We start from the raw sequence: 19,594 nt of genomic DNA, 5'->3' as shown, positions 1-19,594 counted from the left end.
ATCTTGGATTTCAGGGTGGTAAACAATGCAATCAAATTTTAAAATTCTGGTGGTGGATGATGACCCACAAATCCTATACGGCACAGTACGGCTGCTAAAACAAGACGGCTATGACGTCATTGAAGCCCCAACTGGTCATCAGGCAATTAAAACTGCAAAACAGCATATTCCAGACTTGATATTGCTTGACAATGTGCTTCCGGATATAGACGGTCTTGAGGTTTGTCGCAGACTGAAAGCCGAAAAAAAAACATGTGACATATTTGTATGCATGATCTCTGGGATAAAGATATTATCAGAGGACCAAGCTGAAGGCATAGAGACTGGCGCGGATGACTATATTGTTCGGCCTGTTGGAAACCGTGAATTGCTTGCTCGTGTTGCAATGATGCGGAGACTTATCAATTCTGAAAAAAAACTTAAAAAACACCTTGAGCAATTGGAGGAACTTGTTGAACAGCGCACCACGGCGCTGCGTGCAAGTGAAGAGAAATACCGTTTGATCGTCAAAAACCAGACGGATTTAGTTGTTAAAGTGGATCTGGAAGGCAAGTTTCTTTTCGCCAGCCCGTCTTACTGCAAGCTTTTTGGAAAAACAGAAGATGATTTGATAGGCAATACATTTATGCCTCTGGTACATGAGGATGATCAAGAGATTACAGCCAAGGCTATGAAAAATTTGTATCGACCGCCCTACAAAGCCTATATAGAACAAAGAGCCATGACCAAAGATGGCTGGAGGTGGATCGGTTGGATGGATACGTCTATCCTCGACCAAAACGGGAACGTAACTGAAATAATCGGCGTCGGCCGTGATATTGACGAACGAAAAAAAGCTGAACTTGAGAAGGATAAACTTCAAGCGCAATTGAACCAATCCCAGAGACTTGAGTCACTCGGCAACATGGCAGGCGGCATTGTTCATGAATTTAACAATATATTAAGCATTATTATTGGAAATAACGAGCTTGTCATGGAAGATTTACCGGAATGGAGCCCTTCAAGAGAAAGTTGCGAAGAAATCCATTTGGCGGGTCTTCGTGCAATAAATACGGTAAAACAGCTCTTGACATTCAGCAAACAGGATGATTCGGTAAAAAAGCCCATTGAAATCAGATCTGTTGTTAAAGAATCCTTGGAACTGATTCGATCCACTACGCCGACAAATATAGAAATTCGGGCCACACTCTCCCCGGATTGTCTTCCCATTTTGGGTGATGCGACCCAAATCAATCAGATACTGATTAATTTGTGCAGTAATGCTATGGATGCACTTCCAATATCAGGTGGAATAATTGATATTGAACTTCGCAACTTTGAAATTGATCATTGCAATGGTGTTTCAGCTCATAAATCGGCCCCGGGCAAGTACATCAAATTAATGGTAAGAGACAACGGAAGTGGTATATCCCAAGAAATTCTTGATAGAATATTCGAACCCTATTTCACAACCAAAGATGTTGGGAAAGGAAGTGGTATCGGACTGGCTGTTGTCCATGGTATTGTTGAAAATCACGGTGGGTCTATTGTCTGTGAAAGTACAAAGGATAAAGGAACTCTTTTTACCATTCTGATACCAGCCCATGAGGGGACTGTTGAAGAAGAATCGCATAAAACGGATATGCTTTTTGGAAATGGCGAGAGAATCCTTTACGTAGATGATGAACCCGCGATCGCAAAACTGGGTAAATGTCATCTGGAGGCGTTAGGATATGATGCTTTTTCAACAACAGACCCTAAAGATGCTTTGGAAATGATAAAAGCCGAACCGGATCAATTTGATCTCATTATTTCTGACATGGCAATGCCAAATATTCCGGGCGATCAATTGATTGCACAGATACGGTCAATAAATCCTGAAATGCCGACAATGATATGCAGTGGTTACAGTTCCCGGATGTCTGAAACAAAAGCATCTAAAATGGGTATACGCGCATTTGTGATGAAACCTTTGAAAAAAGCTGAACTGGCTAAAAAAATAAGAGCGGTTTTGGATAATGGCAAGCAATTATCCAGTAATTCATGAGCGAGAGCTCTGTCTGATTGTTGGCCCACAACCTTACTTTTTTCGCATAAATCATCGAGTAAAGACTTGATAGTCGAGTCATACACTATTCACCCCCCCCCTTTTTTTTTATTCATGCGTCAGCACGGTTTGTTATTTTTTTGTTGTGTTTTCAAAAACACAATCTATTGTATCCGGGGTAATCTCAGAAAGCTTGGGCATTGATACCAGAAGTCAACATTTTGCAAGTTAATGATATTTTTTGCATTACATAATGACTTGTTGTATTAAAAAAATCTGTTCTTTAATTGGCGAGTGAAAATATTTTTATATTATAATAGCGAGTTGTTGATTTAATGAAAAAAAATGGAACAATTAGCCTAAAAACGATTTTAATTGTACCGTTCATTGCACTGATTGTCATAATAACGGGAATTATTGGATATTTATCTTTTCTAAATGGCCAAAAAGCAGTCAATAACGTTGCGGGGCAATTCCAAAACGAAATCTCAAAACGAATTGAGGACCATCTATCTGCATTTTTAAGTTTGCCTCAACAGATTAATCATATCAATGCCATCAGCATACAAAAAAATGAGTTAGATGCCGAAAACATTACGTCACTGGAACACCATTTCTGGAATCAGGTTAAAGTTTTTAAGTCTGTTTCAAGTATTTATTTTGGTAATAATCAGGGTGGCCTTGTGAACAGCGGCAGGGATAAAAATTCTGACTCACAATATATCATTGTTACTGATCATTTTAAAAGCGGGCCTTTTAAAAAATTTAATACGGATTCACTGGGGAAACGAACCGATTTGCTGTTAACGGTTCCAAATTTTGATGCAAGAAAGCGACAGTGGTATAAAGGTGCAATTGAAAGCGGAAATCAATTTTGGAGTCCTGTGTATATCCTTTTTACCGGCCAGGATTTAGCAATCGCAGCCAGCCGTCCTGTATATGATGATAACGGTCGTTTACTTGGGGTTGTATCCATTGATCTTTTTCTTTCACATATTAATTCCTTTTTGGAAAGTCTTTCCATTGGCAAAACAGGTCATGCATTTATTATGGAAGATTCCGGTTTACTGATTGCTTCGTCAACCGGAACGAAGCTTTTTACTGAATCAAAAGAGGATAAAACGAGAAAACGCCTGAAATCAATTGAAAGCGAAAGCCCACTCATTCGTCACGCATCCGCATCCTTGAAAAGTAAATTTAAGGATTTCAACAGCATCACGACTGAACAACAAATTATTTTTACATTGGATCATCAACGCTATTTTTTACAAGTAACGCCAATTGAAAGAAACGGGCTTAAATGGCTGATTTCTGTAATTATTCCAGAGAATGATTTCATGGGCAAAATTAAAGCGGGTAATCGCCTGACCGCAACTTTTATATTAGTGGCTTTAATAGTTGTTTTATTCGCCTGTATTCTATTGGCAAAAAAAATAGCAAGTCCGATTTTTTCCTTAATCAATGATGCGCAACGCTTAGCTAAGGGGAAATGGAAATCAAAGATCACTAAAAACAGTCGGATATTTGAGATCAATATACTTACCCATTCTTTTAATCAAATGGCTGATCAACTGCAAAAAGGTCTCAATGACTTGCATATTGAAATTAACGAACGCAAACAAACAGAAGAAAAATTAAAAAAACGTGAAGCTTACCTGCGAACAGTCATAGAAACCATTCCAGACCTTGTATGGCTGAAAGACCCTGACGGTGTATATCTTTCATGTAATAAAAGATTTGAACGTTTTTTTGGTGCAAAGGAAGAGGAGATTGTCGGGAAAACAGACTATGACTTCGTAGAAAAAAAATTGGCGGACTTTTTCCGGGAAAAAGATAAAATCGCCATGGAAGCTGGAAAACCAAGTGTTAATGAAGAAGATATTGTTTATGCCGACGACGGTCATCGCGAGTTGCTTGAAACCATAAAAACGCCTATGTATGATCCCAAAGAAAATATTGTGGGGATACTTGGGATTGCACGGGATATTACACAAAGAAAGAAAGCTGAAGAGACGATTCGGTTAAGTGAGGAACGACTGAACAGTATCCTTCAAACCAACCCAAACCCGGTCGTTGTGTATGATACGAAAGGTTTCCCTCTATTTATAAACCCAAGTTTTACAGAGGTGTTTGGATGGACACTATCCGAAATTAAAGGCAGGAATATACCGTTTGTCCCTGACGATGAAAAAAACATTACTCTTTCCAAAATAAAAGAGATTTACAACACTGGTAAGCCGGTACAATTTTTTACAAAAAGACTTACAAAATCTAATGAAGTTCTGGATATTAATATCAATGCCGCCATCTATAAAGACATCCAAGGGGAAAAAACAGGTTTAGTTGTTAATCTCACTGATATTACTGAACAAATTAAGATTCAAGAGCAACTCAGGCATGCCCAGAAAATGGAATCAGTTGGGCGACTTGCAGGTGGTGTGGCGCATGATTTTAACAATATGCTAAGTGTCATACTGGGTAATGCAGAAATCCTGGCCGAGGATCTTAAACTGTCAGAGACTTCTATATTGAATCTTCAAGAGATCCAGAAGGCGGCAGAAAGATCAACGAATCTTACACGGCAATTGCTGGCCTTTGCACGAAAGCAGACCATTTCTCCTGAAATCGTTGACCTCAACGATATCATTCATGGCGTACTGAAAATGCTTGAACGATTGATCGGAGAAGATATTGAACTTTTGTGGCAGCCTAAAATCGGTTTATGGCCTGTCAAAGTAGATCCATCTCAAATTGATCAGATTCTTGCCAACCTTTGTGTAAATGCGAGGGATTCGATAGAAGGTATTGGGAAGATTGTTATAGAAACCGATAATGTTCAGTTCAACGATGCGTATTGCCGAAACCATCCCGGCTTTATTCCGGGAGATTATGCGCAGATACTTGTCAGTGACACGGGGCATGGCATGGAAAAGGACGTGCTTGACAATTTATTTGAGCCTTTTTTTACAACCAAGGGAATTGGTGAGGGAACCGGTCTTGGCTTGGCAACCGTATATGGTATTGTCAAACAGAACAACGGGTTTATCAATGTCGACAGCGAACTGAACCTGGGAACAACTTTCAAAATATATCTGCCGAGATTTGCTGAAAAAGAAGAAATCGGCGTTCAAGAAATTGTTCAAGCAAAACCCCAAAAAGGGAATGAAACCATTCTTCTGGTTGAAGATGAAGAAGCCATTTTAAAGATGACACAAATGATGCTTGAACGATTGGGTTATACTGTGTTGGCAACAAATAATCCAGATGAAGCGATACGGCTCAGCCATGCGGCAAAAACAGAAATCCATATATTAATTACGGATGTTGTCATGCCCTTCATGAACGGTCGTGAGCTTGCTGAAAAAATATTAAAGACTTTTCCGAAAATGAAATGTCTTTATATGTCAGGCTATACGGCTAATATAATTGCTGATAATGGTATATTAGATGAGGGGCTGAATTTCATAAATAAACCATTTTCCAAGCTGGAATTGTCGGCTAAGTTAAGAGAGTTGCTCAATGAATTCCGGCCTTGATCATATTTTAGGCCATACGGATTTCCGGTAGGTTGGCTTGAGGAACGAAACCCAACGCCGATAAGTTGTTGGGTTTCACTTCGTTCAACCCAACCTACGCTGTGGCCGATGTTATGACCAAGCCCGAAATTCCTATACTTTTAAATTATTCCCATCGGAGGTCAAGAAATTAAGTGGCCTGCTTCCTATCTGCTCGTGCGGTTGATACATTGAATTTTTGCATCATACCTGATAAATATAATGGCTTAAATTTTTAAGGGGATACTCAATGCACTACGAAGGTATGGTTATCAGGCCGCCCAGTGAGGCGAACAGCATACTGCTCCAGGTTACGCTGGGCTGTTCCCATAATAAATGTACCTTTTGCGGGACCTATCGGGGAAAACGGTTCAACATCAAAAAAGATGATGTGATCTTTGAAGACATTGAATTTGCAAAAAAGCACTGCCGTCGCCAGAACCGCTTGTTTCTGTGTGACGGGGATGCCCTGGTGATTCCCATGCGCCGCCTGGTGCCCATCCTTGAAAGAATCCGGGACCGGTTGCCCTGGGTGGAGCGGGTGGGTGTGTATGCCAACACCAAAAGTATCCAGATGAAGACCGATGAAGAGCTGGCCCAGCTTCGCAAACTGGGCCTCAAGATTGCCTATATGGGCCTTGAATCCGGTGACAACAAGGTGCTTGAGGCCATCCGCAAGGGGGCCGACGCAGATAAAATGATCACCATGGGAAAAAAGTTAAAAAAGGCCGGCATCAAGGTCTCGGTGACGGTGCTGCTTGGGCTTGGCGGCCGCAGGGGGTCTTTGGACCATGCCCGGGAAACCGGCAGGGTGCTTACGGCCATGGACCCTGATTTTGTCGGTGCTTTAAGTCTGATGCTTATCCCCGGCACAGAACTGCATGACCAGTATGTCAAAGGAGACTTTCAACTAATCGGCCCAGAGGAGATGCTCTCCGAACTTGGGGCCATGATTGCTTCCACCACCCTGACGGACGGCCTTTTTCACGCCAATCATGCATCCAATTATTTACCCATACGGGCGCATCTGCCCCGGGATAAAGAAAAAACCCTTGAACTTATATCCCAGGCCCTGGACGGCAAAGTTCCGTTGAAACCCGAATATATGAGAGCGTTATAATTTTTAAACCTTTTACAGGAGAAATATTCATGGCTGATGCCGAAAACAACAACCAAGACCAGCTGACCATCAATACCATCCGCGCGCTGTGTATGGACATGGTCCAGAAAGCCAACTCAGGACATCCCGGTGCCCCCATGGGCCTGGCACCTGCCGCCTATGTGGTTTTCAAACACTTTTTAAAACAGAATCCAGCCAATCCCTCCTGGGTGGACCGGGACCGTTTTGTTCTGTCCGGCGGGCATGCCTCCTCTTTGTTGTACGCTCTTTTATATCTGTTTGGCTACGGGTTGACCCTGGACGACTTAAAAAACTTCAGACAATGGGGTTCCAAAACCCCGGGACATCCCGAGTATGGTGATACTCCGGGCGTGGAAACCACCACCGGCCCCCTTGGACAGGGCGTGGCCAATGCCGTGGGCATGGCCATTGCCGAACGCCATATGGCGGATCGGTTCAACAAGGAAGACCAGTCTCTGATTGATCATTACACCTATGCCGTCTGCGGCGACGGGGATCTCATGGAAGGGGTGGCTATGGAGGCCGTTTCCATGGCAGGGCATCTGGGACTTGGGCGTTTGATTCTCATTTATGATGACAATGAAATCACCATCGAAGGCAAAACCGGCATTACATTCACCGAAAACATCCGGGCCAAATTCGACGCCATGAACTGGCATGTGGTTGAGGTGGCGGACGGCAACGACCTTGGTGCCATTGAAAAAGCGATTCACTCAGCCAAGGATGCCGTTTCCAGGCCTTCGTTGATAAAAATCAGTACGCATATTGCCTATGGCAGCCCCAATAAACAGGATTCACCGGATGCCCACGGTTCTCCCCTGGGCGAAGAAGAGATCAAGGTGGTGAAAAAATTCTACGGATTGCCCGAAGATAAGGATTTTTATGTGCCTGATGACGTTCTGGAAAATACGCGCAAGGCACTTGCATATGGGGAACAGTATGAGAAAACCTGGCAGGAGGCGTTTGCAGAATTTAAGCGCCTGTACCCCGAAGAAGCCAATTTGTTTGTGGATGCCATCACAGGATTTTTAACCAAAGGATGGGACAAGGATATTCCTGTGTTTAACCCCGAGGACGGGCCTGTGGCCACACGGGCGGCCTCCGGCAAGGTACTCAACGCCATTGCGCCCAACCTGCCGGCTCTGGTGGGCGGATCTGCCGACCTTGCGCCTTCCAATAAAACTTACATGACCTGTGCCGAGGAATTCCAGAAAGAAGCGTGGGGCGGCAGAAACTTTCGTTTCGGCGTCCGGGAACATGCCATGGGCGCCATCATAAACGGCATGTACCTGCATAGCGGGGTCCGGCCTTTTGGTGGTACCTTCCTGGTATTTGCCGACTACATGCGGCCGGCCATCCGGCTGGCATCCCTGATGCGTCTGCCCATCATCTATGTGTTTACCCATGACTCCGTGGCGGTGGGCGAAGACGGTCCTACCCATCAGCCGGTGGAGCATGTGGCGTCGCTGCGGGCGATTCCCGGCCTTAACGTAATCCGTCCGGCAGATGCCAATGAAACGGCCCTTGCCTGGAAAAAGGCCCTGGGCACATTGAACAGTCCCACGGCATTGATTCTTTCCCGGCAGAAACTGCCCACCCTGGATCTGTCCAATTCAGACGGAGATATGGTATGGGGCGGGTACACGGTAAGAAGTGCGGGCAAGACCCCGGATATGCTGATCATTGCCACGGGCTCCGAGGTTCATATCAGCGTGGCCGCCGCAGAAATTTTGGAAAAAGAGCACAACATCAAGGCGTCTGTGGTCTCCCTGCTCTCCTGGGAACTGTTTGAGCAAGCACCGGACGCATATAAAGAAAGAATGCTCCCTGCCGCTGTCACCAAACGGCTGACCGTTGAAGCCGGTATTTCCATGGGGTGGGAAAAGTATGCCGGCAGCCAGGGCAGGAGTATCAGCATAGACCGGTTCGGCGCATCAGCCCCCGGCGGTACGGTACTCAAAGAGTTTGGTTTTTCCGTGGAGAACATCGTAAAAACCGCCCTGGACATGTAGGGCTGAATTCTATTTTCGGCCATTTTTCCTAGGGGCAATCCCCCTGTGGTTGCCCGCGTTAGGGCAGGCACGGTGGCCTGCCCCTGCAGCGGCCGACGTTAGAACCAAGCCCAAAATTTTAATTTAAGAGTATAGGAATTTCCAGTACCCAGTACCCAGCACCCAGCACCTAACAGCCCGCCCAAAGGGCGCTAATTTAAGAAAGGTCAAAAGGGAGAGGTCAACAGATGCAGTTTTCAGTTAAAACCGAGGCCAGGACCCAGATGGTAGACATTACTGATCAGGTTCGGGACATTGTCCGGCAGTCCGGCACGCGCAACGGACTTGTGCATGTCTTTTCCATGCACACCACAGGGGCTGTGACTATTAATGAAAATGCGGATCCGGCAGTACCGGTGGATATCTTATCCTGCATCAACAAGGTGATCCCCTTTGATGACAATTTTCAACACATGGAAGGCAATTCAGCGGCCCACATAAAGGTCAGCCTGTTCGGGCCGTCTGAAACCGTTGCCCTTGAAAATGGGAAACTGGTTCTGGGAACCTGGCAAAGTCTTTTTTTCTGCGAGTTTGACGGACCCAGAACCCGAAAAATCAACGTGACTATTATCGGCGCATAACCAATCAGGCGTAATATTTCATGAACTGAACCCGTTCCAGTATCGCAGGGTTCTCTGCCTCGACATGGCTGAGTTTCCCTCTGAAATCGGAAAGGGCTCCATACCCTTTGTCCCCCATCCAGCCGCTTAACCTGTCAAGCATGGCCGGTATGGTTCCCGTGCGGTTTTTATACAGGGCAGAGACCACTTGTACGGCTTGGGCCCCGGCAAGAATCTGTTTAATGACTGCCTCCCCGTCGTGTACACCTGTGGAGGCTGCCAGATCGCAGTTCACCCGCTGGTACATCAATGCAATCCAGCGCAGGGGCATGGCAATGTCCGAAGGCGCGCTGAATACGAAAGAGGGTTTGATTTCCTGCCTTTCAATATCAATATCCGGGTTGAAGAACCGGTTAAACAGGACCATGCCTGATACCCCTGTATCGGATATTGTTTTGATCATCTGCCCCAGGCTCGAAAAATGATAACTGATTTTCACGGATACCGGGATGCTGACCCTGGCCGTCAGGGCATTGATAACCTTAAGATACCGTTCCTCCATTTCCCGGCTTGTCCGGGTCATATCCGAAGGTAGAAAAAACATGTTAAGCTCGATGGCATCTGCCCCGGCATCCTGGATCTTATCGGCAAAGGCCGTCCATTCATGGGAATAGACACAATTGACACTGGCAATGACAGGGATGGATACAGCCTTTTTTGCTTCCTCAATCAGTGCGAGGTAGGCATCCAGCTTCTTTTTTTTGAGTACAAAATCATAGTAATCAAACTGCTCCATGTTGTATCCGGTATTTTTTACCTCCTTTAACACTTCCTCGTATTCAAAGATAATCTCTTCTTCAAACAGGGATTTGAGAATCACTGCACCGGCATCGTTTTTCTCCCATTCCTTTATTTTTTCAGGGGCATCCGTCAGTCCTGAACTGCCGACGATTACGGGATTTTTTAAAGGTAAGCCCAAATAAGTCGTGGATAAATCCATTTTGCTCTCCTTATAAATTGTACGGTTTCAGGGATAAAATCAGATGAAGCTAACTTAAAAGATACTTATAGAAAATTAACACTCATGTTTTTTATTGTCAACGTTCATGTATAGGACATGGGGGGGCTACTATTTTTGCGTGGCGGTTTTCAGGGTATCAAGACCTTTTTCCGGTCCAAGCAGAATCAGGAGATCTTCCCGGTTCAAAATGTCATCAGCTTTGGGGGAGAACGGTGTATGCCCAACCCCCATGCCTTTTATCGCAACGACCTGAACACCATATTTGTTGGTCAAGTCAATTTGTTTTAGCGTTTTGCCCACAAATTTTTCAGGCACTGCAAGCTCGATAATGCCGTACCCTTCCATAAGCGGCAGATAATCTATGAGACTGGGATTGTCCAGTTTCCTTGCCATGGACAGGGCCGTATCTTTTTCCGGGAAAAGGATGTTTTTAACACCTATTTTTTCCAAAACTTTTTTGTGGGGATCACTGATGGCTTTGGCCACAATGTGCGCGATACCAATTTCCTGAAGGTTAAGCACCGTAAGGATGGAATCCCCGAGTACGGAGCCAATACCCACTACGGCGGTGTCTACATTTGTGACGCCAAGGGCTTTAAAGGTGTCCGCATCCGTGGCATCCGCAACCACTGCCTGGGTGACATGGTCTTTAATGGATTGTACAAGATCAGGGTTTTTGTCGATGGCCATGACATCATGACCCTTGCGGTATAAATCGGTGGCCAGGTAAAATCCGAAATTTCCCAGACCGATAATCAGAAACTGTTTCATATATAAATCTTTTTTCAACCGATCATTATATTTTCTCGGGCATAGGAAAATTTACTTGGTTTACTTTTTCTGCTTACTGCAATGGCAATACCCATAGGGCCTAAGCGCCCGATGAACATGGTACATATAATAATCAGTTTGCCAAGCCCTGAAAATCCGGGCGTAATACCAGTAGACAGCCCCACTGTGCCAAAGGCACTGACCACTTCATAAAGAATTTCAAGAAAGGAACCCCGGGTCAGATGGTGGGAGACTCCGCCGATTTCCGTTTGCTGGAGCAGCACCGCGCTGATGATAATTACCAGCATACTGATGAGAATCAGGCTCACCGCCTTTGATATACCGGCATCAGATATCCTGCGGTAAAAAATATGGGGATGTTCCTGTCCCCGGAATCTGGAATATCCCAGGATGGCGATGGCGGATATCGTCGTTACCTTGACCCCGCCGCCACAGGAGCCGGGGGCTGTGCCTACAAACATCAGAAGCATGCTGATAAAAAGCGTTTCATTGGCCAGACCGCCGATGTCAAGGGTATTGAATCCGGCTGTACGGGTATTCACGGCCTGGAAAAAAGAGGCCAGAAATTTGGTGTGCAGGGGCAGGTCATTAAGTGTGTTGGACCATTCCAGGACAAAAAACAGCAGCGTGCTGCCCGCCAGCAGGATCAATGTCGCCGTCAGCGTAAGCCGTGTATGCAGACTGAATTTTGACCGGCAGCGTTTTGAAAATGAAAATTTTTGCCGGATTTCCCCCATGACAATAAACCCGATCCCGCCGGTGATAATAAGAAAGCAGATATCAAGGTTGATCAGCCAGTTGCCGCCATACCGGGTAAAACTGTCCGGAAACAGAGAAAATCCCGCGTTGCAGAACGCACTGACCGAATGGAATGCCGCATATCCGATGGCCTTGCCCACAGGGAACCTGTAAAGAAAATCCGGCAGCATCAATGCCGCTCCGATCAGCTCAATGATAAATGTAAAGATCACTATTTCTTTGACCAGTGAATATACATTTTTTCCCTGGCCGTAACTGTAGGTCTCCGAGAGCATCTGCCGGCCGGTCATGCCCACTCGTTTGCCAAGGGTGAGCAGGAACATGGTGGACAAAACCATGATGCCGATGCCGCCGGCCTGGATCAGCGATATGATGACTACTTTTCCGAAAAAGGTAAATGTTGAAGCGGTGTCCACCACGATCAGACCTGTGACGCACACGGCGGAAGCTGATGTGAAAAGTGCATCAATAAAGTCCAAATGTCCTTTTTCAGTTGATGCGGGCAAAAGAAGTAAAATCGCGCCAAGCAGTATCAACAGGGCATAACTGAGCATGGAAATCCGGCCCGGGGACAGAATTTCCCTTTTCCGGTTGGTTTCCCTATGGTGCAGCAACGTCATCTATCTCATATATCGGCTGTTTTATTTTTTAGGAATTTGCCTTTTCTTGTGGTTATTATCAATAGCAACATACACGAATCTGGCTTCCGTAACTTTAAAACGCTCCATACCGCAGGCGTCCAGCAGTATCGGTTTGACCCACACTTCAAGCTTGATTGTAATCGAAGTGTTTCCTATTTTTTCCACGTAACCATAACAACAAAAGATATCTCCCACCTGAATGGGCTCGATAAATTTCATGCCTTCCACAGCAATGGTCACGACACGTCCACACGTAAATTCTTTAGCCAGGATGCTGCCTGCAATATCCATCTGGGACAGGACCCATCCCCCAAAAATATCTCCGTTGGGGTTTGTATCCGCCGGCATTGTCTGGGTTCGAAGAAGCAGGTCACCTTGTGGCTGCTGTTTATCTACCATTAATATAACATCCTTTCGATTTGATTAACGTTTTACTCGATGATCAAGTTTCAGTAATCGTGCGTACGAGGCAGACCTTATCTCTTTTTATATTTTTTTTTGACTTTGAAAAAATCCCATATGGCCCAGGGAATCAATACAGCACTGAGTACCTGGTTGAAAAGCGCATACTCGGCCATTTCAGGGTCTGTATTCAGCCATCCGTCCCAAAAGCACCACAACCCGAATCCGAGCAGCAGGATCGTAAATACGTAAGGGCTCATTTGAGGCGGGGAGGGCGGATGCTTTTTATCCGACATTTTTTCATTCATTACTTTTCTTTCCTTTAATATTAATTGTCGATTAATATCATAGAACCTTTTAGAGAAGAAATAAATATTTCGTAAAAAAACAGTTCAGCAAAATATAAAAATCATGTATATTCAATCTTTTTTTAAACGTAAGAAATTCCAGTGGATTATTATTAAATTATAACGGGCTGACCCAGGACACCATCCGGGCGGTTTGGGAACATGGAGTAAAAAATGGCAAAACCAAAAAAAGAAGCAACATTGATGGACAAAGTAGTTGGACTCTGCAAACGCAGGGGGTTTGTATATCCGGGATCTGAAATTTACGGCGGTCTTGCCAATGCCTGGGATTTCGGTCCTTTGGGGGTGGAACTGCTTAAAAATCTGAAAGAGGCCTGGTGGAAAAAATTTGTCACCGAGCGTATTGATATGGTGGGCCTGGATGCCGCCATCCTCATGAACCCGACCACCTGGGAGGCTTCGGGCCATGTGGGCAGTTTTGCAGATCCGTTGATGGACTGCAAAAAATGTAAATCCCGGGAGCGGGCCGACAAGCTTGTGGAAAACTGGCAGCAGGCCAATGGGTCTGATGAACAGCCCGCCAACTGGGCAGGGGAAAAGACCCCACCCCAGGATATGTTGGATTTTATTAATGCCAAAAAGATTGCCTGTCCCCAGTGCGGCAGCCTTGACTGGACCCTGCCCAAGGCGTTTAACCTGATGTTTAAAACCCAGCAGGGTGTGGTTGAGGGCGAAGGAAAGGATATCTATCTGCGTCCTGAAACCGCCCAGGGGATCTTTGTCAATTTTAAAAATGTCCACACCACTTCACGCAAAAAAATCCCCTTTGGTATTGCCCAGATCGGCAAGGCCTTCAGGAACGAAATTACCCCGGGTAACTTTGTCTTCAGGACCCGTGAATTTGAGCAGATGGAAATTGAATATTTCTGTAAACCAGGCACCGAGCTTGAGTACCATGACTTCTGGAAAACATTCTGCATGGACTGGTACCTGGGCCTGGGCGTTACGCCGGACAATCTTAGATTTCGTGACCATGACGATGCGGAATTGTCTCATTACTCCAATGCCACATCCGATATTGAATACCGGTATCCGTTTGGCTGGGGGGAATTGTGCGGTATCGCGTCCCGGACCAACTATGACTTAAGACAGCATATGGAGTACTCTGCCAAAGATTTGAAGTATTTTGACGAGGCTGCCAAAGAAAAGTACATCCCCTTTGTTATTGAGCCTTCCCTTGGGGTTCAGCGCTCCGCGCTGGTCTTTTTGTGCGACGCCTATGAAGAAGAGGAGATTAAAGAGGGCGATACCCGGGTGGTGTTGCATCTTCACAATCAGTTGGCCCCTGTAAAAATTGCCGTGATGCCCCTGGCCAAAAAAATTGCCGATAATGCAAAGCCTGTCTTTGATACCCTGGTACAGCAACTGGGGCTGAATATGGATTTTGACGTCCAGGGCAGCATCGGCAAGCGCTATCGCCGCCAGGATGAGGCCGGCACCCCCTATTGCGTCACCTTTGATTATGACTCCCTTGACGACAATGCCGTCACCGTCCGGGAGCGGGATTCCATGGACCAGCAGCGAATAAAAATTGATGAGCTTGTTCCCTTTTTCCGGGAAAAATTTACCTATTAACGAGAATTTTTATGACACTGTATTCATACAAGAACATTGTGCCGGACATCCACGACTCCGTTTTTATCGCACCAGGTGCCAAGATTATAGGCGATGTGCAGATCGGCCGGGATTCTTCGGTTTGGTTTCAAACGGTTCTCAGGGGAGATGTCGCTGACATCCGCATTGGTGAACGCACAAATATTCAGGATCTTTGCATGGGTCATGTGGCCAGGAACACCCCGTTGATCATCGGCAACGGCGTTACCATCGGCCATAACTGCTGTGTCCACGGATGCACCATTGGGGACGGCTGCCTGATCGGCATGGGTGCGGTTCTGTTGAACAGAAGCGTGATCGGGGACGGCTGCGTTATTGGCGCCGGTACTCTTGTCCTGGAAGACACAATCATTGAGCCATATTCACTTGTTACAGGGTCACCGGGCAAGGTCAAAAAAGTTTACGAGAACCGGGAAGAGATTGATCAGATGCTGAAAAACGCCTCTGATAACTATGTGGGACATGCCATGGAATTTGGTTCCAACGATCTGTTTTATGAGATTAAAAAATAGAGCGGTAATCCCCTGGCTCTGAAAGGGCAGGGGGTTTATGACCGGTTTCAGGATGTAGGGGCCGGCCCCTGTGCCTGCCCTAACGAGGGCAACCACAGGGGGATTGCCCCTACGAAAAACGGCATATAATAGAATCAAGCCCAGGATGTTATTTTTTTGCGGTCCAATCCTTTTCAAGCCCCATGGCCCGGCCCAGCAATTGGGTCAGGAGTATGGCGGGTATGGGGCTTTTTGATCCCGATTTCAGGATAAGGTCCCGGCCGTATTCATATTGCATATGGCAATAATTGCATGCCGTGCAGATGATATCCGCCCCTTCCTGTTCTGCTGTTTCATATTTTTTCAGAATAAAGTCCCGGGCCAGGGTGCTGTTTTTTTCCAGCAGGGGATTGCCGCAGCATTCCAGGCGTTTGGACCAGTTTACGGTTTCTGCTCCGGTCAGTGCAATAATCCGTTCAAATATTGTCGGTGCATTGGGATGGTCATCGAACCCGGTGATGGTTGAGGGGCGCAGCGCATGACAGCCGTAACTTGCCGCCACTTTTATCCCGTTAAGGGGATGGGCCACGCTTCGCTGGATAATGCCTGTATCCACTTCCCGGTCCAGGAGGGTCAGTATGTGATGGATTTTAACGCCCCCAATATAATGAAGCCCTTCCTTTTCCAGTATCCGGTTGATCATGACGCGTTTTTCGGAATCATTCTGAAAATAATGATCCGCCTGTTTAAGAGATCCGAAACAGCACTTGCACAGGGTCAGTACAGGCAGGTGATGGGCCTGGGCGATGGCCAGGTTACGTATGGCCAGTAAAAGAAAGGCGTCCAGATTTTTTTCTTTAACAGGGTATCCGCAACAGCCAAAATCAAGTTCTTCCACCGCAACATTGAGTCTGGATAAGACCGCTTTGGCCGACCTTGGATGCTGGGGAATGTCAAATCCGGTTCTACATCCTGAAAATAACGCGTATTTCATATTCCAAATTCCTGGTGGTATTCCATGTTTCTAAGTTGATAAAAAATATCCGTAATCCTGACCCCCTGGGGGCAATTTTCCTGACATTTATAGCAGGTCAGGCAATCCCAGACAATGGAGGCATCCTTTGCCAGATCGGTTTGTCCCAGAATAAGGGCATGGATGACCTGGTGGGGTGCTGATCCAAACGCCTGGGTTTCGCCTGTAACCCCTACCACCGGGCATGTGCTGGTACAGGTCAGACAGGTGTAACATTGTGAAAACGTCGCCCCCTGGAGGGAGCTTTTCAAGGATGCAACCACCGGGTTTTCCCCGGGTTTGATTGCCACGGGGGCTTCAAGTCCGGCTTTTTCCGGCTTGCGTTTTTGGCGACGTTCCCTCATCCGGATAACGGGGTCCGGAAGGGACTCCTCCGCCAGCCGCCCCCGGGTCGCCTGCCAGATATCCTGCAGGTTCAGTCCGGCAGGGCAGAGCTGGGAGCATTTGTTGCACATGGTGCAAATAAAACTGCCCTGGGAAAAGGCCTCCTTTAATTCCGGATCCATTGGCCGACCCCATGCCGACTCCCGGATGCGGGTTACACGTTCCGAGGGAAACACCCATGGGTTGTCAAAGATTTCAAATAAAGGTCCCACTGCACAATGGCTGGTGCAGGTGCCGCATTGGGTGCAGGCCGAAAGATCAAAGATTCGGCGGGTGGCCTTGTTTTCATCGCGTTTTATTTGCTGTCCCGCAAGTCCTGAAATCATAAGGCTAACCGGGGTTGTCAGGATATGCAGAAACTTGCTGAAAGGCAGGTAGGCCAAGGCGATAAAACAGCTTAAAAAGTGGATATTCAGTAATAGTACATCCAGGCGGTTTCTGTTGAAAAAACCGGCAGCAGGCTTGATGGCAAGGGAGGCAGGATAGGATACAAAGGCCCACCTTGGGTTGGCATGGCAGGCCGCACAATTGTCTTCATTGATCATTCTCCCAAGTTCTATGATTTCCGGGGTGACCGGGATGGACTCCCCGGGAAAATATACATTATATTCTTCCTGCCATACTGCTTTGAGCGCCGGGAGTTCCTCATCATAATCCATGAAGCCGTATTCCTCCACCATGTCGTTAAACACACCGGAAGAGATGATTTTGGCGGCTTCCAGGCCAAAACCGGATATCATGATGAGTGCAAGCAGGGCGATTGCCAGGTAATCGTGGTGCGTGCTGATCTGTTTCAAACGAAAATGGGTTCTTCTGCGATATATGGCAATGGCTATGCCGCCCATCACCATTACCCCGGCCATATTCCGAAGGGCCATGAAGGGATTCAGGGTGGACATGTAATTTGAGAAAATCACTTCACTGATATAGCCTTCAAGGGCATGGAAAAAAAATAACCACGCAAATCCCCAGTAAATACAGATGTGCATAACCCATTTCAGGCGATTCTGGCGCATCAGCGGCAATTGAAGCACAACATCCAGAATAAGGGTCTTGAAAAAATGAAAAATCCGGGCCGGTGAGACTATGATGCCGAAAAGACCCGCCAAAAAAGCTTTTATTCGGTCTGCAGCAGGGACTTCGGTTCGGGTCGGCCCGATGGTTAACCGGAAAAATCCAATGAGTCTGTAAATGATTCCGATGAGGAATATAGCCAACGCAATAAAAAAACTCCAGGTATAAAGCATTGGACCGGTTAATAAATCATAAAACGCCATTAATTATCTCCCAGTAAAATTTAGGATGATATCCAGGAGCCCCGAATTCGGGTACCAAAGATGTTACATAAATACGACGCAAAAGGCGCACAAAATAATCCAATAGATTATTTTAATCAGTTGGTATTGTCAAATTGGTTTTTTTTAATTACCGGCTCAGGGAAAAACCGACCCGAAAGATTTCTTCTTTTAGGCTGTATGCCTTCAGGCGTTCTGCATATCCGTTAAAATACTGAAAATGCAGGTAGAGATTCAGGCCGTTGTTGAAAAATGAAGTCAATGGATAACTTAAGTCTGCCTGGATGCTGGGCCCTGCTTCTGCCCACCGTGTGTGGGTATTCAGACACAGCCCCATGGGCTTGCCGGCCTGGATCTGCAAATCAAAATACCCTCGATAATCTGCCAGGTCCGGGTTGGATTCATCCTCATTTATCACATATGTCCACAATTTGGGTGCAACGGTCAGGTAGGCCTGGTCAAAAAGTGAAATTTCCATAATCGGCTTGATATATATATAGTTGGTGGACCTGGAATCATCCCCGCTCTTGCCGTTGGACTCATGCTGGAACCCGCCCTGAACACCGAACATTTTAACCCATGGCAACGCTAAATCAATTTTGGGTACCAGGTAAAACAATTCCGGCTTGTAACTGGAATCGGTAAACGGTTTGGACGTTGATTTAAGATCCCAGTAGGCGGTCTGGGTATAGGCCAGATGCAATCCATCTACCAGGGAATTCAATCCCCGGCTGTCAAAGGGCGCATTGAACAGCTTATATTTAAAACTGACCTGGAATTTGCTTTTTTTCAGTCCCGGGTCCACACCGAACAGAAAATAGACCGGCTCATAGGCCGACAGATTTTTCAAAAAGGGCTGGAATTCGTTTTGCTTTACCCCAATGACCAGCTGCCCCTGGCTTGCACTTTCCACTTCCCGGTTTTGTGGTTCAACCGGCGGAACTGCGGCAAATAATACCGGGCTGGATTTGAAATCATCAAGGGTCAGGCTGATCGTCCCGGTCATGTCTTGCGGCAGTTCAAACGCATAGGTCAGCTTGGCAAATCCGCCGGCCGGGAGGGTCACCGTGCCGCCAGGGGCGGTTTCCATACAAATTGCCCTCACGACATGCGTTTGTTCGTTTACACGCAACGTTACCATGACGGAATCATAATCCGTTGTAATGACGTCCGTGGTACCGGCGTTCTGGACAAACAGCGTAAACCGGGTGGGTTGGCCTGCCACGGCATTTTCCCGGGGCGGGACAAGGAATGTAGTTGATGTGCAAGCCCTTGCAGAAGTTAGATGCAGAGCAACTGCATCCAGGGCAAGAACAACAAAAAACACAACCATAAGCCGAGTGGTTTTTAAGGCGTAAGACATGTAACGGTTCCGTAACGGTTTTTTCATGAGCCACAGCTAATTTAAAATACCCGGTTATGTCAAGAAAAATATCTTATTGCGATTGTTTACACCATAAAA

General features: G+C 46.3%; 15 protein-coding genes. 7 read left to right on the top strand and 8 right to left on the bottom strand.

The window, feature by feature from the left end:
- Window positions 1-25 precede the first annotated feature (25 nt).
- The 5 genes from HXW94_RS01975 (at window position 26) to HXW94_RS01955 (ending at window position 9,353) form a co-directional block, all read left to right on the top strand.
- Complete coding sequence (locus tag HXW94_RS01975) at window positions 26-2,026, top strand: ATP-binding response regulator (RefSeq protein ID WP_178365220.1); 2,001 nt, start codon at window positions 26-28, stop codon at window positions 2,024-2,026.
- A gap of 335 nt (window positions 2,027-2,361) precedes the next feature.
- A complete protein-coding gene (locus tag HXW94_RS01970; protein WP_178365219.1) occupies window positions 2,362-5,562 on the top strand; it encodes a PAS domain S-box protein in 3,201 nt (1,066 codons plus the stop codon).
- Window positions 5,563-5,830: 268 nt separating this feature from the next.
- A complete protein-coding gene (locus HXW94_RS01965) occupies window positions 5,831-6,700 on the top strand; it encodes a radical SAM protein (protein WP_178365218.1) in 870 nt (289 codons plus the stop codon).
- A gap of 29 nt (window positions 6,701-6,729) precedes the next feature.
- Window positions 6,730-8,733, top strand: a complete 2,004-nt coding sequence (gene tkt / locus HXW94_RS01960) for a transketolase (protein WP_178365217.1) — start codon at window positions 6,730-6,732, stop codon at window positions 8,731-8,733.
- A 227-nt stretch (window positions 8,734-8,960) separates the two neighbouring features.
- Window positions 8,961-9,353: a secondary thiamine-phosphate synthase enzyme YjbQ gene (locus HXW94_RS01955; RefSeq protein WP_178365216.1), complete on the top strand. Its 393-nt coding sequence runs from the start codon at window positions 8,961-8,963 to the stop codon at window positions 9,351-9,353.
- Between the two features lie 4 nt (window positions 9,354-9,357).
- Here HXW94_RS01955 and HXW94_RS01950 read toward each other — a convergent pair whose 3' ends face one another.
- The 5 genes from HXW94_RS01950 to HXW94_RS01930 form a co-directional block, all read right to left on the bottom strand.
- Window positions 9,358-10,332, bottom strand: a complete 975-nt coding sequence (locus HXW94_RS01950; RefSeq protein WP_178365215.1) for a dihydroorotate dehydrogenase-like protein — start codon at window positions 10,330-10,332, stop codon at window positions 9,358-9,360.
- 129 nt (window positions 10,333-10,461) lie between these two features.
- The gene (locus HXW94_RS01945; RefSeq protein ID WP_178365214.1) at window positions 10,462-11,124 is read right to left on the bottom strand and encodes a potassium channel family protein; all 663 of its coding nucleotides are present in this window, start codon (window positions 11,122-11,124) and stop codon (window positions 10,462-10,464) included.
- Between the two features lie 14 nt (window positions 11,125-11,138).
- Window positions 11,139-12,524 (bottom strand): TrkH family potassium uptake protein, encoded by a 1,386-nt coding sequence (locus tag HXW94_RS01940; protein ID WP_178365213.1) that lies wholly within the window; start codon window positions 12,522-12,524, stop codon window positions 11,139-11,141.
- A gap of 21 nt (window positions 12,525-12,545) precedes the next feature.
- Complete coding sequence (gene yciA / locus HXW94_RS01935; RefSeq protein ID WP_178365212.1) at window positions 12,546-12,944, bottom strand: acyl-CoA thioester hydrolase YciA; 399 nt, start codon at window positions 12,942-12,944, stop codon at window positions 12,546-12,548.
- A gap of 77 nt (window positions 12,945-13,021) precedes the next feature.
- Window positions 13,022-13,255: a hypothetical protein gene (locus HXW94_RS01930; protein ID WP_246293693.1), complete on the bottom strand. Its 234-nt coding sequence runs from the start codon at window positions 13,253-13,255 to the stop codon at window positions 13,022-13,024.
- Window positions 13,256-13,468: 213 nt separating this feature from the next.
- On the opposite strand from HXW94_RS01930, the gene HXW94_RS01925 reads away from it, so the two are divergent.
- Window positions 13,469-14,890 (top strand): glycine--tRNA ligase, encoded by a 1,422-nt coding sequence (locus HXW94_RS01925; RefSeq protein ID WP_178365211.1) that lies wholly within the window; start codon window positions 13,469-13,471, stop codon window positions 14,888-14,890.
- 11 nt (window positions 14,891-14,901) lie between these two features.
- A complete protein-coding gene (locus HXW94_RS01920) occupies window positions 14,902-15,441 on the top strand; it encodes a gamma carbonic anhydrase family protein (protein WP_178365210.1) in 540 nt (179 codons plus the stop codon).
- Between the two features lie 148 nt (window positions 15,442-15,589).
- Here the strand turns inward: HXW94_RS01920 and HXW94_RS01915 are convergent, their stop codons facing one another.
- The 3 genes from HXW94_RS01915 to HXW94_RS01905 all read right to left on the bottom strand — a co-directional run bounded on the left by HXW94_RS01915 (window position 15,590) and on the right by HXW94_RS01905 (window position 19,522).
- The gene (locus HXW94_RS01915; RefSeq protein ID WP_178365209.1) at window positions 15,590-16,414 is read right to left on the bottom strand and encodes a CoB--CoM heterodisulfide reductase iron-sulfur subunit B family protein; all 825 of its coding nucleotides are present in this window, start codon (window positions 16,412-16,414) and stop codon (window positions 15,590-15,592) included.
- Entirely contained in the window at window positions 16,411-18,114 is a 1,704-nt protein-coding gene (locus HXW94_RS01910; RefSeq protein WP_178365208.1) for a 4Fe-4S dicluster domain-containing protein, read from the bottom strand. Before HXW94_RS01910 ends, HXW94_RS01915 begins: the two co-directional genes overlap by 4 nt.
- 148 nt (window positions 18,115-18,262) lie before the next feature.
- A complete protein-coding gene (locus HXW94_RS01905) occupies window positions 18,263-19,522 on the bottom strand; it encodes a phospholipase A (protein WP_178365207.1) in 1,260 nt (419 codons plus the stop codon).
- Window positions 19,523-19,594 lie beyond the last annotated feature (72 nt).

This window comes from Desulfobacter latus, from assembly GCF_013389365.1.
GTDB lineage: Bacteria > Desulfobacterota > Desulfobacteria > Desulfobacterales > Desulfobacteraceae > Desulfobacter > Desulfobacter latus.
Note: the sequence above shows the minus strand (reverse complement) of the source record. Positions and strands in the feature narration are given on the sequence as shown.

Bases quoted from the DNA above. Each gene is read 5' to 3' on its own strand.
- HXW94_RS01920 (WP_178365210.1), top strand. From the start codon at position 14,902: ATGACACTGTATTCATACAAGAACATTGTGCCGGACATCCACGACTCC.
- HXW94_RS01915 (WP_178365209.1), bottom strand. From the start codon at position 16,414: ATGAAATACGCGTTATTTTCAGGATGTAGAACCGGATTTGACATTCCC.
- HXW94_RS01975 (WP_178365220.1), top strand. From the start codon at position 26: ATGCAATCAAATTTTAAAATTCTGGTGGTGGATGATGACCCACAAATC.
- HXW94_RS01910 (WP_178365208.1), bottom strand. From the start codon at position 18,114: ATGGCGTTTTATGATTTATTAACCGGTCCAATGCTTTATACCTGGAGT.
- HXW94_RS01940 (WP_178365213.1), bottom strand. From the start codon at position 12,524: ATGACGTTGCTGCACCATAGGGAAACCAACCGGAAAAGGGAAATTCTG.
- tkt (WP_178365217.1), top strand. From the start codon at position 6,730: ATGGCTGATGCCGAAAACAACAACCAAGACCAGCTGACCATCAATACC.
- yciA (WP_178365212.1), bottom strand. From the start codon at position 12,944: ATGGTAGATAAACAGCAGCCACAAGGTGACCTGCTTCTTCGAACCCAG.
- HXW94_RS01955 (WP_178365216.1), top strand. From the start codon at position 8,961: ATGCAGTTTTCAGTTAAAACCGAGGCCAGGACCCAGATGGTAGACATT.
- HXW94_RS01945 (WP_178365214.1), bottom strand. From the start codon at position 11,124: ATGAAACAGTTTCTGATTATCGGTCTGGGAAATTTCGGATTTTACCTG.
- HXW94_RS01950 (WP_178365215.1), bottom strand. From the start codon at position 10,332: ATGGATTTATCCACGACTTATTTGGGCTTACCTTTAAAAAATCCCGTA.
- HXW94_RS01970 (WP_178365219.1), top strand. From the start codon at position 2,362: ATGAAAAAAAATGGAACAATTAGCCTAAAAACGATTTTAATTGTACCG.
- HXW94_RS01925 (WP_178365211.1), top strand. From the start codon at position 13,469: ATGGCAAAACCAAAAAAAGAAGCAACATTGATGGACAAAGTAGTTGGA.
- HXW94_RS01905 (WP_178365207.1), bottom strand. From the start codon at position 19,522: ATGAAAAAACCGTTACGGAACCGTTACATGTCTTACGCCTTAAAAACC.
- HXW94_RS01930 (WP_246293693.1), bottom strand. From the start codon at position 13,255: ATGAATGAAAAAATGTCGGATAAAAAGCATCCGCCCTCCCCGCCTCAA.
- HXW94_RS01965 (WP_178365218.1), top strand. From the start codon at position 5,831: ATGCACTACGAAGGTATGGTTATCAGGCCGCCCAGTGAGGCGAACAGC.